Origin of the sequence: Pseudomonas lactucae (assembly GCF_016937615.1) — a bacterium.
In the GTDB taxonomy this organism is placed as follows: domain Bacteria; phylum Pseudomonadota; class Gammaproteobacteria; order Pseudomonadales; family Pseudomonadaceae; genus Aquipseudomonas; species Aquipseudomonas lactucae.
The window spans coordinates 29483-45545 of record NZ_JAFHKI010000003.1; the positions used below are offsets into that span (position 1 = coordinate 29483).

Annotated in this window: 10 protein-coding genes and 1 pseudogene; 9 read left to right on the forward strand and 2 right to left on the reverse strand. The window is 60.2% G+C overall.

The features are described 5' to 3' along the window. Positions 1 to 49: 49 nt before the first annotated feature. The gene (locus tag JWR98_RS00695; protein WP_078731654.1) at positions 50 to 1444 is read right to left on the reverse strand and encodes a PhoH family protein; all 1395 of its coding nucleotides are present in this window, start codon (positions 1442 to 1444) and stop codon (positions 50 to 52) included. A gap of 340 nt (positions 1445 to 1784) precedes the next feature. Then, positions 1785 to 2909, reverse strand: coding sequence for a polysaccharide deacetylase family protein (locus JWR98_RS00700; protein WP_205489123.1), 1125 nt, complete (start codon positions 2907 to 2909; stop codon positions 1785 to 1787). Positions 2910 to 3029: 120 nt separating this feature from the next. Between JWR98_RS00700 and yaaA the strand changes: the two genes are divergently transcribed. The 9 genes and pseudogenes from yaaA to JWR98_RS00745 all read left to right on the forward strand — a co-directional run bounded on the left by yaaA (position 3030) and on the right by JWR98_RS00745 (position 15973). Beyond that, entirely contained in the window at positions 3030 to 3809 is a 780-nt protein-coding gene (yaaA, locus tag JWR98_RS00705) for a peroxide stress protein YaaA (protein WP_205489124.1), read from the forward strand. Positions 3810 to 4708: 899 nt separating this feature from the next. Next, positions 4709 to 6025 carry a nucleotide sugar dehydrogenase gene (locus tag JWR98_RS00710; RefSeq protein WP_003171927.1) on the forward strand — a complete coding sequence of 439 codons (1317 nt, stop codon included), beginning with the start codon at positions 4709 to 4711 and terminating at the stop codon, positions 6023 to 6025. Between the two features lie 83 nt (positions 6026 to 6108). Next, positions 6109 to 7590 (forward strand): mannuronan synthase, encoded by a 1482-nt coding sequence (alg8, locus tag JWR98_RS00715; RefSeq protein WP_179119881.1) that lies wholly within the window; start codon positions 6109 to 6111, stop codon positions 7588 to 7590. A 37-nt stretch (positions 7591 to 7627) separates the two neighbouring features. After that, positions 7628 to 8793: pseudogene (locus JWR98_RS00720) on the forward strand (PilZ domain-containing protein). A gap of 8 nt (positions 8794 to 8801) precedes the next feature. Beyond that, a complete protein-coding gene (gene algK / locus JWR98_RS00725; protein ID WP_225908489.1) occupies positions 8802 to 10343 on the forward strand; it encodes an alginate biosynthesis TPR repeat lipoprotein AlgK in 1542 nt (513 codons plus the stop codon). Next, positions 10340 to 11827: an alginate export family protein gene (locus JWR98_RS00730; protein ID WP_078823318.1), complete on the forward strand. Its 1488-nt coding sequence runs from the start codon at positions 10340 to 10342 to the stop codon at positions 11825 to 11827. Before algK ends, JWR98_RS00730 begins: the two co-directional genes overlap by 4 nt. Next, positions 11827 to 13395 carry a mannuronan 5-epimerase AlgG gene (algG, locus tag JWR98_RS00735; protein WP_205489125.1) on the forward strand — a complete coding sequence of 523 codons (1569 nt, stop codon included), beginning with the start codon at positions 11827 to 11829 and terminating at the stop codon, positions 13393 to 13395. Before JWR98_RS00730 ends, algG begins: the two co-directional genes overlap by 1 nt. 11 nt (positions 13396 to 13406) lie before the next feature. Beyond that, the gene (locus tag JWR98_RS00740) at positions 13407 to 14855 is read left to right on the forward strand and encodes an alginate O-acetyltransferase (protein ID WP_205489126.1); all 1449 of its coding nucleotides are present in this window, start codon (positions 13407 to 13409) and stop codon (positions 14853 to 14855) included. 8 nt (positions 14856 to 14863) lie between these two features. Then, the gene (locus JWR98_RS00745) at positions 14864 to 15973 is read left to right on the forward strand and encodes a mannuronate-specific alginate lyase (RefSeq protein WP_205489127.1); all 1110 of its coding nucleotides are present in this window, start codon (positions 14864 to 14866) and stop codon (positions 15971 to 15973) included. The last annotated feature ends 90 nt before the right edge of the window (positions 15974 to 16063 follow it).

The window sequence follows — 16063 nt, forward strand, 5'->3', positions numbered from 1 at the left end:
GATAACACAACGGGCGACCCAGGGTCGCCGTTTCAGTCTGTATTTAAGGTCAGAGATGGGATTCGGCGTATTCAGCCAGAATCGAGCGAGGCACCCCTTGCAGCGCAATGTGCACGCCGTTCGGGAAATCCTTGAAGCGTTCCGTCAGGTAGGTCAGCCCGGAGCTGGTCGCGGACAGATAAGGCGTGTCGATCTGCGCCAGGTTGCCCAGGCACACCACTTTGGAACCGGCGCCGGCACGGGTGATGATGGTTTTCATCTGGTGCGGCGTGAGGTTCTGGCATTCATCGATCAGAATCAGGCTCTGCTGGAAGCTGCGACCTCGGATGTAGTTGAGGGATTTGAACTGCAACGGTACTTTGCTGAGGATGTAGTCGACGCTGCCATGGGTGTTTTCGTCATCCATGTGCAAGGCTTCGAGGTTGTCGGTGATCGCCCCCAGCCACGGCTCCATTTTTTCCGCTTCGGTGCCGGGCAGGAAACCGATTTCCTGGTCCAGGCCCTGCACGCTGCGGGTGGCGATGATGCGGCGATAGCGCTTGGTCACCATGGTCTGTTCGATGGCGGCCGCCAGGGCGAGGATGGTTTTACCCGAGCCCGCGGCGCCGGTCAGGTTGACCAGGTGAATGTCCGGGTCGAGCAGCGCATACAGCGCCAGGCTCTGGTAGACGTCACGCGGTTTCAGGCCCCAGGCTTCCTGGTGCAACAGGGGTTCCTGATGCAGGTCGAGGATCAGCAGCTTGTCGACCTGGATTTCTTTGATCCAGCCCACGAAGCCCTGTTCGTCGATGATGAACTCGTTGATATGCACGGCCGGCAGGTTGTCGATCAACTGTACCTGGTGCCAGGTGCGGCCATGGTCCTGACGGGTTTCGACCTTGCTGACGAGGTCCCAGAACGAGCCTGTCACCGTGTGATACCCACGCGACAGCATCGACACGTCGTCGACCAGTTGGTCGGTACTGTAGTCCTCGGCAGCGATCCCACACGCTCGTGCCTTGAGGCGCATGTTGATGTCTTTGGTCACCAGCACCAGGCGCAGGTCCTTGTCGCGTGCGTGCAGGTCGATCAATTGGTTGATGATTTTGTTGTCGTTAAGGTTTTCCGGGAGCAGGCTGTTGGGCTCGCTGCGCTTGCTCATCAGAATCGACAGCAAGCCTTTGGGTCCGCTTTTACCGCGCTGGATCGGCACGCCGACTTCAACATCTTCAGGCGACGCTTCACCCAGGGTCTTGTCGATCAGGCGAATGGCCTGGCGGCATTCGGCGGCGACGCTGTGGTGCCCGCTTTTGAGTTTGTCGAGTTCCTCAAGCACGATCATCGGGATGGCGACGTGGTGTTCTTCAAAGTTCAGCAGTGCGTTTGGATCGTGGATCAGTACGTTGGTATCAAGCACATAAAGGATTGGCTGGTCGGAAGAAGGGTTACGTCCATGATCATCCATACTCGGTCACCTTTGTGGGAGCCATTCGACGCAATACCTGGGCGGTGCTGCGCCTCGATTCGACCACCGACTGCACCTTGAGTGACGTCAAGCGCAGTGCCCACATGAGGAGTCTTGTAAGACGCCACCTGTGTTGCAGGTTTCGGCGGTCTGACTTCGTAATACCGCAAAACCCATGACAGGAAAAAGCACTTTGACGCTTTTTTGAAGTTTATTTTTCAGGATGACGAATAGCACTAGCCGACTACCATGCACCCCGTTAAAGTCGGAAGTCGGCCTGCATCGAAATGCCGCATAAAATCGCCCCGCAAACACCCCACGCCCAACAGGGCCGGGCACCTTAGCGAAACGCTTCGCGGCAGTCCTGCCAACCCAGGCCACTCTGCGCCGTTGCCTGCAACAACAGCGGCAATGCCACCCGCGCCTTGTCCTGGGTGTCGTGAAACACAATCACCCCTTTTCGCCACAACAGCATCAGCGTCAGCACCCGTTGCGCCGACTCTTCGGCCTTGAGCTTGCCCGGCTCGTCCTGGGAATCGATGTCCCACAACGCTACCTGCAAACCCTGCGACTGGAAGAATCCCTGGCTGTCCGCCCGGCGCTGACCATAAGGCGGGCGGAACAGCGGCACATAGTTTTCCGGCATCAGGTTCTGCACCAGTGCGGTGCTGCGGGTGATCGAACTTTGCCAGTCCACCCAATGGCTGTGTGAGCGGTATTGCCAGCCCTGGGTGCCGACGCACTGGCCCTGGTACAACGCCTCCACCTCGGCGGCGGAACTGCGCTCCACACGGGTTTGCAGGCTGCTGCCGAGGGCGAAGAACGTGGCGTTCAGCTTTTGTTTGCGCAAATAGTCGACAAGCCAGTCGGTATTGCCGCTCACCGGCGCCGGGCCGCCGTCAAACGTCAGCAGGAACAGGCGGTCGTTGAATTCATCGCCATTGCGCTCATGGTCGCCAAAGCGCGCGACTTCGCTGCTGATCTGCGGCAACAGCGCGGCCTTGCGCAGCAGTTCGTCCAGGTAGCGCTCATGGAATGCGTGGCTGGGAGCGGCCCAGCCTATATAGAAGGAATCTGCGCTGACCTCGAATTTGCCGGCCTCCTCGCGCAAATCGTCCATGTTTTCCACCAGGTAGCAGAACGAGGCGTCCTCCTCGCAGCTCTGTTGGGCGACCGTGTAATTCTCCAGCAGGCGCTGCCAGAGCTGGCGACGCAGGTCGTCGATGGCGGCCAGGTTGATGATCTTCAAGCCCAGGCGCTGCTTGAGCGCCGCCTCATCCAGCGCTTCGCTGGCCAGTAGGCTGCGGGAGAACATCAGGATTTCCGCGCGCGAAGCCACATCGAACAGCGCCGGGCTGCTGAGTTTTTCGGGCCAGGTGCCACGGTCCAGGCTGGCGATGTCCACCGGCGCCGCTTGGGCGGTGGCACATAGCAAACAAGCCGACAATAAAAGCGCTAATCGCACACGGGGTCTTCCTTTCCAGAGTTACCGGCCATCATAGCGGATCGTACCTATCGCCATCATAGGTGGAGTCAAAACGCCCCAGCCCCTAGAATCGCGCCCACGATTACAGGAGACGACTTCATGCTGATGGTGATTTCCCCCGCCAAGACCCTCGATTTCGAGTCAAAGCCGGTAACCCCGCGCTTCACCCAGCCGCAGTACCTCGACCACTCCCAGGAGCTGATCGAACAATTGCGCGCGCTGAGCCCGGCGCAGATCAGCGAACTGATGCACGTGTCCGACAAGATCGGTGGCCTCAACGCCGCGCGTTTCGGCAGCTGGACCCCGGCCCTCACCCCCGAGAATGCCAAGCAGGCCCTGCTTGCCTTCAAGGGCGACGTATACACCGGCCTCAACGCCGAAACTTTCAGCGATGCCGATTTCAGCTACGCCCAGGACCACCTGCGCATGCTCTCGGGCCTGTACGGCCTGCTGCGGCCTCTGGACCTGATGATGCCTTACCGCCTGGAGATGGGCACCAAACTGGCCAACGCCCGTGGCAAGGACCTTTACGCGTTCTGGGGCACCCGCATCAGCGAGTGGCTCAACGAAGCGCTGGCCGCGCAAGGCGATGACGTGCTGCTCAACCTCGCCTCCAACGAGTACTTCTCGGCGGTCAAGCGCACAGCCCTGAACGCGCGAATCATCAACACCGAGTTCAAGGACCTCAAGAACGGCCAGTACAAAATCATCAGTTTCTACGCCAAAAAAGCCCGCGGCATGATGAGCCGGTTCGTGATCCAAGAGCGCATCAACGATCCGGCCAGGCTCAAGCAGTTCGATGTGCAGGGCTATCGCTTCAATGCGGAGCAGTCCAAGCCGGATAATCTGGTGTTTTTGCGCGATCACGCACCGGAATGAAGCCTTAGCGCCCTCTTCCAGACGATAAGTTGCATATGTGGGAGGGGGCTTGCTCCCGATATAGGTGTTTCAGTCGGCTCATATATCGACTGTTCTACTGCTATCAGGGGCAAGCCCCTCCCACATTTTCGATCACATTTCACCCCAATGCCGTCATTTATTTGGCGTCAAAAAACATCATGAAGCAAATCTAACAATTCTTTCACTCGACATTCGTCGTTTTTTTTCGTAGTGGCACCACTTTTTTCAATCAGTAGTGGCACAAAACTATCCCATCGCGCCAACTACCTGTAACTACTGGCTCAAATAGCAAGTGCTATCAATATAGTACTAGTGCCATCTATTCCAATATTTCAAAAAATTTCGGCAAACAGGATGAGCGGCCAGGAACTTCACCCAAAAGCACCGCTCATACCACCGGTAACGAAATTCTCTGATCCTGTAAGAGATGACTTACATACCGACCCAAGGAAGTAGCAAAGTTGCCCCATCAACTTTGACTCACGGGTCATATCATCAATTGAGATGAGTTGAGGGCGGCGATAAGGATGATTTGCTATCCCCTATAGGCCAAGGCAGCGCTTACCCAAATGTGTCGGTGCCAACGCTTAAGAGATTGATATCAAAGGGCTAACCGCCTCCATCAAGGCTCTACGGCGCCGGCGTCAGATCCTTCCCCCCGGAAGACTGGCTGCATTTGAGGGCAAGCCCCAATAACAAGGCCACGTTGCGCACAACTTGAGTGCAATAGTTAGTCACTCACTATTAAACATGCCTGTACGCGGTAAGTCGGCGTCTACTCGCCCAACTTCCGTGGCATTAGTGACGCTTGCAAACATGAACTCCGGCCATCTATTGGCACAATTAACACCGTCTTCAATGACAACGAGGTAAATGCGATGCGCATCAGCATATTTGGTTTGGGTTACGTTGGCGCAGTCTGTGCCGGTTGCCTGTCTGCCCGTGGCCACGACGTGGTCGGCGTAGACATCTCCAAGGAAAAGATCGACCTGATCAATGCCGGCAAATCGCCGATCGTTGAACCGGGTCTGGGCGAACTGTTGAACCAAGGCATCGCAACCGGTCGACTGCGCGGTACGACCAACTTCGCCGAAGCCATCCGCGATACCGACCTGTCGATGATCTGCGTCGGCACGCCAAGCAAGAAAAACGGCGACCTGGAACTCGATTACATCGAAGCCGTGTGCCGCGAGATCGGTTTTGTCCTGCGTGACAAAGCCACCCGCCACACCGTGGTGGTACGCAGCACCGTACTGCCGGGCACCGTGGCCAACGTGGTGATCCCGATCCTCGAAGACTGCTCCGGCAAGAAAGCCGGCGTCGATTTCGGCGTCGCGGTCAACCCGGAATTCCTGCGTGAATCCACCGCCATCGCCGACTACGACCTGCCACCGATGACCGTTATCGGTGAATTCGACAAAGCCTCGGGCGATGTCTTGCAGTCGCTGTACGAAGAACTCGATGCGCCGATCATCCGCAAGGACATCGCCGTTGCCGAGATGATCAAGTACACCTGCAACGTATGGCACGCCACCAAAGTGACCTTCGCCAACGAGATCGGCAACATCGCCAAGGCCGTCGGCGTCGACGGGCGTGAAGTGATGGAGGTGGTCTGCCAGGACAAGACCCTCAACCTGTCCCAGTACTACATGCGCCCAGGCTTCGCGTTCGGCGGTTCGTGCCTGCCCAAGGACGTACGCGCCCTGACCTACCGCGCCAGTTCCCTGGACGTGGAAGCGCCGCTGCTCAACTCGCTGATGCGCAGCAATGAATCCCAGGTGCAGAACGCCTTCGACATCGTCTCCAGCCACGACAAACGCAAAGTCGCCCTGCTGGGCCTGAGCTTCAAGGCCGGCACCGACGACCTGCGCGAGAGCCCGTTGGTGGAACTGGCGGAAATGCTGATCGGCAAGGGCTTCGACCTGAGCATCTACGACAGCAACGTCGAGTACGCCCGTGTCCACGGCGCGAACAAGGACTACATCGAAGGCAAGATCCCGCACGTGTCGTCCCTGCTCAACTCGGACTTCGACGACGTGATCAACAACTCCGACGTGATCATCCTGGGCAACCGTGACGAGAAATTCCGCGCCCTGGCGCAGAACGCTCCGGACGGCAAGCAAGTGATCGACCTGGTGGGCTTCATGTCCAAGGCCACCAGCGCGAACGGCCGTACCGAAGGCATTTGCTGGTAACAGCAACGGCAAGTTTCGCGCTGCACGTGGCCTGATCCCCAGCACGTGCAGCGCGAAGCCTTCTTCACCTTCGGATGACGCTTATGTCCAAGTTAAAACACGTACTACTGCAATCCGCCGGCTGGCTGTTCTTCCTCAGCCTGCTGATGGGTCTCGCCCTGCTATTGCCGGCGAGTACGTTCGACTCCGAGTCGAAGAATTTTATTTTCCTGATTGGCGCCGTCGGTATCTGGCGCTACTCGATGGGTGCTACGCATTTCTTTCGCGGCATGCTGTTCCTGTATGTGGTGTACCCGCATCTGCGCCGCAAAGTGCGCAAGCTGGGCAAGGCGGCCGACCCGTCCCACGTGTTCCTGATGGTCACCAGTTTCCGCATCGATGCGCTGACCACCGCGCAGGTCTACAGCTCGGTGATCCGCGAGGCCATCGAATGTGGCTTCCCCACCACCGTGGTCTGCTCGCTGGTGGAAATGTCCGATGAGCTGCTGGTCAAGAGCCTCTGGGAAAAGATGAACCCGCCCGATCACGTCAAGCTCGACTTCGTGCGCATCGCCGGTACCGGCAAGCGCGACGGCCTGGCCTTCGGTTTCCGCGCCATCTCCCGTCACCTGCCGGATGACCGCGCCGTGGTAGCGGTGATCGATGGCGACACCGTGCTCGCCGAAGGCGTGGTACGCAAGACCGTGCCGTGGTTCCAACTGTTCGGCAACGTCGGTGGCCTGACCACCAACGAATTCTGCGAAGTGCGCGGCGGCTACATCATGAGCGAATGGCACAAGCTGCGCTTCGCCCAGCGCCACATCAACATGTGCTCCATGGCCCTGTCCAAGCGCGTGCTGACCATGACCGGTCGCATGTCGGTGTTCCGCGCCAGCGTGGTCACCGACCCGGGCTTTATCGCCGACGTGGAAAGCGACTCGCTGCAACACTGGCGCCTGGGCCGTTTCAAGTTCCTCACCGGTGACGACAAGTCCAGCTGGTTCAGCCTGATGCGCCTGGGCTACGACACGTTCTACGTGCCGGACGCCGCGATCAACACCGTGGAACACCCGCCGGAAAAGAGCTTTATCAAGGCCAGCCGCAAGCTGATGTTCCGCTGGTACGGCAACAACCTGCGCCAGAACTCCCGTGCACTGGGCCTGGGCGTACGCCGCCTGGGTCTGTTCACCAGCGTGGTGCTGTTCGACCAGCGCGTGTCGATGTGGACCTCCCTGCTCGGCCTGACCGTGGCAATCATCGCCACCTTCAAGTACGGCGGCGCGTTCATCCTCGCGTACCTGCTGTGGATCGGCATCACCCGCCTGATTCTCACACTGCTGCTGTCGTGCTCCGGGCACAAGATCGGCCCGGCCTACCCGCTGATTCTCTATTACAACCAGATCATGGGCGCACTGGTGAAGATCTACGTGTTCTTCCGCCTTGATCAACAGTCCTGGACCCGCCAGGACACCAAACTGACCCGCGATTTGGCCAGCTTTCAACGTTGGTTCAACACCTGGTCGTCTCGGACCATGACCTTCTCCGCCGGCAGCATCTTTGTTGCCGTGTTGCTGATGATGGTCTGACCCTGCCAAGCCTGAATTAACTAGGAACTAGAACATTATGAACAGCCAAGTAAACGCCAACGTTGTCCACGAATCCGAAGCCCAGCGCCAGCACGCCCGAGTCAAAATCCCGGCCAAGCTGCGCTTCTTCAACAGCGACCGCACGCCGACCGAAGCACGCGTGATCGACCTGTCCGCCGGCGGCCTGGCGTTCACCGCCACCCAGCCGCTCACCGTCGGCCAGGTGCACAAGGGCCGCCTGCAGTTCGTGATCGACAACCTCGGCCTGGCCATGGACGTGGAGCTGCAGATCCGCTCCTACGACCGCCAGAGCGGCCGTACCGGTTGCCAGTTTCAAAACCTGGAACCCCAGGATATTTCCACCCTGCGCCACCTGATCACCTCGCACTTGTCCGGTGACATCGTGACCATGGGCGACGTGCTGGCGACCCTGCAACGCGACAACTTCACCAAGGCACGCAAGGTCAAGGACGGCGGCAGTGGCATGAGCTTTTTCGGCCGCCTGCGCGCCGTGACGTTCAGCCTGGCTATCTTCCTGGTCGGCCTGGCCGCGTTCGGGTTCGTGTTCAAATCCATCTACGGCATGTACTTCGTCAGCCACGCCCAGGCGGCCTCGTCAGCGTACCCGGCATGAACGTAACCATGCCGCGCGACGGCACCGTGCAAAGCCTGCTCAAAGGTGACGCCGTAGCCGCCAAAGGCGCGCCGCTGGCAACCTTCAGCACCAGCATGCTCGACGTGCTCAAGGGCCATCTGGACGAAGACCAACTGCAACCGGCCAAGGTTGAAGAGCTGTTCGGCAAGCAAATGACCGGCACCCTGACCTCGCCGTGCGATTGCGTGGTTGCCCAGCAACTGGTCGCCGACGGCCAGTACGCCAGCAAGGGCGACGTGATCTTCCAACTGGTGCCACGCGGCAGCCAGGCCAACGTGGAAGCACGCTTCACCTATCGCCAGTTCGGTGACGTACGCCCAGGCACGCCAGTGACCTTCCAGGTCGCCGACGAAGAACAAGTGCGCACCGGCACCATCGTCAGCAGCACCAGCCTGAACAGCGCCGACCTGTCCTCCGATATCCGCGTGCAAATCAAGCCTGACGCACCACTGGACAGCACCTACGCCGGTCGCCCGGTGGAAGTCACCAGCGACCGTGGCCCATCGCTGAACTGGCTGATCGACAAAGCCATGGCTCACGGTCTGTAAGCGAGGACATGCCTGTGAACCCTATTCCAACAACACAATCCCTGTGGGAGCGGGCTTGCTGTGGCGAGGGAGCTTGCTCCCGCTCGACAGCGCAGCTGGAGCCGGCTCTTGGAGGCGCTCCGCACCCCAGCGGGAGCAAGCTGCCTCGCCACAAAGGCAGTGCCCACTTTGGTTCGGTAGCGTTGATCGCCCTAGCAATCAGCCTCGCCGGTTGCGCCGGCCTGCCCGACCAACGCCTGGCCAACGAAGCATTGAAGCGCGGCGACACCGTCACCGCCCAACAGAATTACCAGCAACTGGCAGAGCTGGGTTACAGCGAAGCCCAGGTGGGCCTGGCCGATATCCAGGTCGGCACCCGCGACCCGGCACAGATCAAACAGGCCGAGGCCACTTATCGCGCAGCGGCAGAGACCTCGCCGCGTGCCCAGGCGCGCCTGGGTCGTCTGCTGGTGGCCAAGCCCGGCAGCACCGAAGCCGAACACCATGAAGCCGAAGGCCTGCTGAAAAAAGCCTTTGCCAATGGCGAAGGCAACACCCTGATCCCGCTGGCGATGCTGTACCTGCAATACCCGCACAGCTTCCCCAACGTGAACGCCCAGCAGCAGATCAGTAAATGGCAAGCCGCCGGTTACCCGGAGGCAGGCCTGGCCCAGGTGCTGCTGTATCGCACCCAGGACACCTACGACCAGCACTTGGATGATGTGGAGCGCATCTGCAAGGCCGCGCTGCACACCACCGACATCTGCTATGTCGAACTGGCCACGGTCTACCAGAAAAAACAGCAGCCGGAGAAACAGGCCGAACTGCTCAAGCAGATGGAAGCCGGCTACAGCGTGGGTACCGTCACCGCCCAGCGGGTCGACAGCGTCGCCCGCGTGCTCGGCGATGCGACCCTGGGCACCCCGGACGAAAAAACCGCCCAGGCCCTGCTGGAAAAAATCGCGCCTGGCTACCCGGCGTCCTGGGTCAGCCTGGCGCAACTGCTCTACGATTTCCCGGAACTGGGCGACGTCGACCAGATGATGAAGTACCTCGACAACGGCCGCGCCGCCGACCAGCCACGCGCCGAACTGCTGCTGGGCAAGCTCTATTACGAAGGCAAGTGGGTGCCGGCAGACGCCAAGGCTGCGCAAGCGCACTTCGAAAAAGCCGTGGGCCGTGAAGTGGCCGCCGATTACTACCTCGGCCAGATCTACCGCCGTGGCTACCTGGGCAAGGTCTACCCGCAAAAAGCCCTGGACCACCTGCTGACCGCTGCGCGTAACGGCCAGAACAGCGCCGACTTCGCTATCGCGCAACTGTTTTCCCAAGGCAAGGGCACCAAGCCCGACCCCATCAACGCCTATGTCTTCAGCCAGTTGGCCAAGGCCCAGGACACCCCGGAAGCCAATGACCTGGCGGCCCAGCTCGAAGCGCCCCTGACGCCGGAACAACGCGCCCAGGGCCAACGCCTGGTGCAACAGGAACTGGCTGCGCGCGGCACCCTGGCCCAGAGCACGTTGCAACTGCACGCCCTGGATGAAGAAGACGACGGCGAGGAATCCCTATGAAGCTCAATCCATTCGTCAAGGCCGGTATCGGCCTGACCTTCGCCCTGCTTTGGTCGTGCCCGACCCTGGCGGCGCTGACCGAAGCCAAGAACTTCGGCCTGGAAGTCAAAATCACCGGCCAGTCCGAAGACGACCGTGACCTCGGCACGCAGAAAGGCGGCGACGTCAACGGCGTCGGTATCGACCTGCGCCCCTGGATCTACGGCGAAAGCGGCAACTGGAGCGCCTACGCCATGGGCCAGGCCGTTGCTTCCAGCGACATCATCGAGACCGACACCCTGCAACAGTCGGCCGATGACGAAAACCAGCAGACCAGCAACAGCGACCGCAAGACCAAGAAAAACTACCTGGCCATGCGCGAGTTCTGGGTCGGCTACAGCGGCTTCACGCCCTACCCCGGCGAGATCCTCAAGCTCGGCCGCCAGCGCCTGCGCAATGACGACGGCCAATGGCGCGACACCAACATCGAAGCGCTGAACTGGACCTTCGACACCACCTTGCTCAAGGCCAATGTCGGCGTCGCCGAGCGTTTCAGCGAATACCGTACCGACCTCAAGGAACTGTCGCCCAAGGACAAGGACCGCCAGCACCTCTACGCCGACGCGTCCTACCAGTGGACGCCGGGGCAGTGGATCGGCCTGCGCGGTCACCACACCCATGACAACGGCAAGCTCGACTATCCGCAACCGGGCGTGCCCACCGACTCGCTGGACAAGCGCGAGAACGGCGACCTGACCTGGCTCGGCATCGAAGCCAACAGCGACGCTTATAGCTGGCGCAACACTAACACCGTCAACTACTGGGCCAGCATCACCGGCATGCGTGGCGACCGCGACAGCGTCAACGCGTTGAACGCCGACGGCACTCGCCCCACCAACGCCAAGCGCAGCGATGACGTGAGCGGTTGGGCCACCGACCTGGGCATCCGCCTGCGTCTCGACCCGCAGTGGCAAGTGGGTGCGGCCTATGCCCGCGCCAGCGCCGAGTACGAGCAGAACGGCCTGCAAAGCAACCGTTCGAACTGGACCGGCACCCAGTCTCGCGTGCACCGCTTCGGCGAAGCGTTCCGTGGCGAGATGAACAACATGCAGTCCATGAGCCTGTTCGGTTCCTGGCAACTGCGCGAGGACTACGACGCAAGCCTGGTGTACCACAAGTTCTGGCGCGTCGACGGCAACAAGCCGGTGGGCAGCAACGGCATCGATGCGGTGCAGAACAACACCGATGACGTAACCGGCGCGATCCTGTCCAGCACTTCCCTGCCGCTTGAAGACGGCAAGAAAGACCTGGGTCAGGAGATGGACCTGGTGGTCACCAAGTACTTCAAGACCGGCCTGTTGCCTGCCGCGTTGAGCCAGTCGGTCGAAGAGCCGTCGGCGCTGGTGCGCTTTCGTGCCGGGGTGTTCAAGCCGGGCGACGCCTACGGCAGCCAGGTCGACTCGTACATGCACCGCGCCTTTGTCGACGTGATCTGGAAATTCTGATGGGAGCCTGTGCAATGAATGCTCAAAGCCTACTCGTCGCGGCAATGCTGATGGCCAGCACCACAGCGTTTGCCGATACGGCGGCCAAGGCGCCGACCATCGCCAAGGAACTCCAGCAGGCCAAGACCTACACCATTTCCAGCCCGCCGACCGCGCCGCTGGAAATGGTCAAGCCGGCCCTGCCCGACCTGTCGGGTTACACCAGTGCGGCCATTGAGAAAAAGATCGTGCGCGGCAAACCCGGAAAAATCAGCATCCGCCGCATGATGCAGGAAGACGCGCTCAAGGACTTTATCGGCGGCGATAACAAAATGGCCGAATGGGTAGTGCGCCAGCACGGCATTCCCCAGGCAATCTTCGTCGACGACGGCTACATGAACCTCAAGGACCTGCTCGGCAAAGTGCCCAAGCAGTACCTGAGCGAAACCTCGCCGGGGGTGTTCCTGGCCAAGTTGCCGATTGTGGTCGGGCGCAAAGGCATCCTGGAGATCGATAAGAAAACCCAGGAACTGCGCCTGTCCCAGCAAGCCGGTTCGTTCCTGATCAACGACGGCCAGCTGTTCGTGCGCGACACCAAGATCACCGGTTGGGACGAGAAGGCCAATGGCCCGGCGCTGTTCAAGTCGCCCAAGGAATTTCGCCCATTCCTGCTGGCCTGGGGCGGCACCGAGACCTACATCGCCAACAGCAAGATGGCCAGTTTCGGCTACGCCAACAGTAAGTCGTACGGCGTGAGTATTTCGCAGTACACGCCGAACATGGCCAAGGTGCTCAAGCGTGCGGAACCGACCGGTTGGATCATCGACTCCGAGTTCTCGGACATGTGGTACGGCTTCTACTGCTACGAAACCACCGGCTTTGTGATCAAGGGCAACACCTACAAAGACAACATCGTCTACGGCATTGACCCCCACGACCGTTCCCACGGCCTGATCATCGCGGACAACACCGTGTACGGCACCAAGAAGAAGCACGGCATCATTATTTCCCGGGAAGTGAACGACAGCTTCATCTTCAACAACCGCAGCTACGACAACAAGCTCTCGGGCCTGGTGATCGACCGTAACAGCGTGAACAACCTGATCGCCGACAACGAGATCTACCGCAACCACACCGACGGCATCACCCTCTATGAGAGCGGTGACAACCTGCTGTGGGGCAACAAGGTGATCAGCAACCGTCGTCACGGCATTCGCGTGCGTAACAGCGTGAACATCAAGCTGTACGAGAACACCGCCATGGCCAACGGCCTGACCGGCGTGTACGGCCACATCAAGGATCTGACCGACACCGACCGTGACATCGCCCTCGACCCGTTCGATGCCAAGGTTTCGCTGATCGTGGTCGGCGGTGAGCTGGCGGGTAACGGCAGCGGGCCGCTGTCCATCGATTCGCCGTTGAGCATCGAGCTGTACCGCGTGTCGATGCTGGCGCCGACCAAATCCAGCGGCATCAGCTTCTCCGGTGTTCTTGGCGATCGCCAGGAAGAGATTCTCGACCTGCTGGTGCGCCAGCAGAAAGCCGTGCTGATCGACCCTGTCGAACGCCAGACCGAAATGCAGGACTGAGGATGACCCTTATGCACCCACACATGATCAAACTGCTGAGCCTCTCGGGTCTGACCCTCGGCCTGCTCGCGGCCAGCCAGGGCGTACGCGCCGATGAGGTGAAAGCCCCGACCTTCACCGCCGAACCGTGCTGCAGCCTGTGCCCGGCCGCCCATGACGCGAAGAACTACACCACGCGCTACCAGCAGAACTTCACCACCCTGGTGCAAGCCCAGGGCGACTGGCTGTTCCGGACCCAGGAAGACTTGCGCACCGAATTCGACACCAGCCCCGCCGGCTACAAACGCCTGCAACAGCTGCACGATGCGTTCAAAAGCAAGGGCGTGGAACTGGTGCTGGTCTACCAGCCGACCCGTGGCCTGGTGAACCGCAACAAGCTCAACCCGGAAGAAAAAGCCTCGTACGACTTCGACAAGGCCCTGGGCAACTACAAGACCATGCTCGGCCGTTTCGCCAAGATGGGCTACGTGGTGCCGGACCTGTCGCCGTTGACCAATGAGCAACTGCCGGATGAATTGCCGGCCCACGATTTCTATTTCCGCGGCGACCAGCACTGGACCCCGTACGGCGCCCAGCGCACCGCAAAAATCGTCGCGGCCAAGGTCAAAAAACTGCCTGAATTCGCCGAGATTCCCAAGCGCGAATTCGAGACCAAGCGCTCCGGGCGCATGGGCAAGACCGGTACCCTGCACAACATGGCCGGGCAACTGTGCGGCACCAGCTACGCGATCCAGTACATGGACCAGTTCACCACCGAGCCCAAGGGCGAAGCGGGCGACGGCGACCTGTTCGGCGATTCGGGCAACCCGCAGATCACCCTGGTGGGCACCAGTCACAGCGGCAAGAACTACAACTTCGCCGGGTTCCTGGAAGAAGAAATCGGCGCCGACATCCTCAACGTTGCTTTCCCCGGCGGTGGCCTGGAAGGTTCGATGATCCAGTACCTGGGCAGCGAAGAATTCCAGAAAAACCCGCCGAAAATCCTGATCTGGGAATTCTCGCCGCTGTATCGCCTGGACCAGGAAACCATCTACCGCCAAATGATGGCGCTGCTCGACAACGGCTGCGAAGGCAAGACCGCGCAGATGAGCGCGAGCACCACGCTCAAACCCGGCAAGAACGAATTGATGGTCAACAGCTCGAACAAAGACCTGCGTAATGCCAATCACCAGGTCGATATCCGCTTCGCCGATCCGTCGGTGAAAACCTTGCAAGCCACCCTCTGGTACATGAACGGGCGCCACGAGGACATCAAGATCGAGAAACCCGAAACATCCGATACAGACGGGCGTTTCGCCTTTGAACTGCGCACCGATGAAGACTGGGCCTCGCAGAACTTGCTGGCCGTGGAAGTGCAGGGCCCTGAAGCGGGCGCTGCCGCGCAGAAAGTCGAAGCGAAAATTTGCACACGCAACGTATTCCCGGCCGGTGGTCAACAGACCGCCTCAACCGGGCAATGAGGTTACCTATGCAGAAGTTATTGATGCCAACACTGCTGGGCCTGGCGATGTTTGCCGGTTCAGTCAACGCCGCCGCCCCGCTGCGTCCGCCCCAGGGCTATTTCGCACCGATCGAATCGCTCAAGACCGGCGCCTCCAAGGAAAGCTGCGACAGCATGCCGACGCCCTATACCGGGCCTCTGCAATTTCGCAGCAAGTACGAAGGCTCCGATAAGGCCCGTTCGACGCTGAATGTGCAGTCGGAAAAAGCCTTTCGCGACAGCACCGCCGACATCACCAAGCTGGAAAAAGACACCAGCAAGCGCGTGATGCAGTTCATGCGCGACGGCCGTCCGGAGCAGCTCGAATGCACGCTGAACTGGCTGGTGTCATGGGCCAAGGCCGATGCGTTGATGTCCAAGGACTTCAACCACACCGGCAAGTCCATGCGCAAATGGGCGCTGGGCAGCATGGCCTCGGCGTACGTGCGCCTGAAGTTCTCCGACTCGCACCCGTTGGCCAACCACCAGCAGGAATCGCAACTGATCGAAGCCTGGTTCAACAAACTGGCCGATCAGGTGGTCAGCGACTGGGACAACCTGCCGCTGGAAAAAACCAACAACCATTCCTACTGGGCCGCCTGGTCGGTGATGGCGACCTCCATCGCCACCAACCGTCGCGACCTGTTTGACTGGGCCGTCAAGGAATACAAGGTCGGCGTCAACCAGGTCGACGACCAGGGCTTTTTGCCCAACGAATTGAAGCGTCAGCAACGCGCCTTGTCGTACCACAACTACGCCCTGCCGCCGCTGTCGATGATCGCCAGTTTTGCCCTGGTCAACGGCGTGGACCTGCGCCAGGAAAACAACAGCGCGCTCAAGCGCCTGGGCGACAAAGTACTGGCTGGGGTCAAGGACCCGGAAATCTTCGAGCAGAAGAACGGCAAGGAACAGGACATGAAAGACCTCAAGGAGGACATGAAATATGCCTGGCTTGAGCCGTTCTGCACCCTCTACACCTGCGCTCCGGATGTGATCGAACGCAAGCACGGGATGCAACCGTTCAAGACCTTCCGCCTGGGGGGTGACCTGACCAAGGTCTACGACCCGGCGCATGAGAAAGGCAACAAAGGTTCCTGAGCGAACTCGGTAAAAAATGTGGGAGGGGGCTTGCCCCCGATAGCGGTGTATCAATTGATACATCCGGTGACTGACTCACCGCCATCGGGG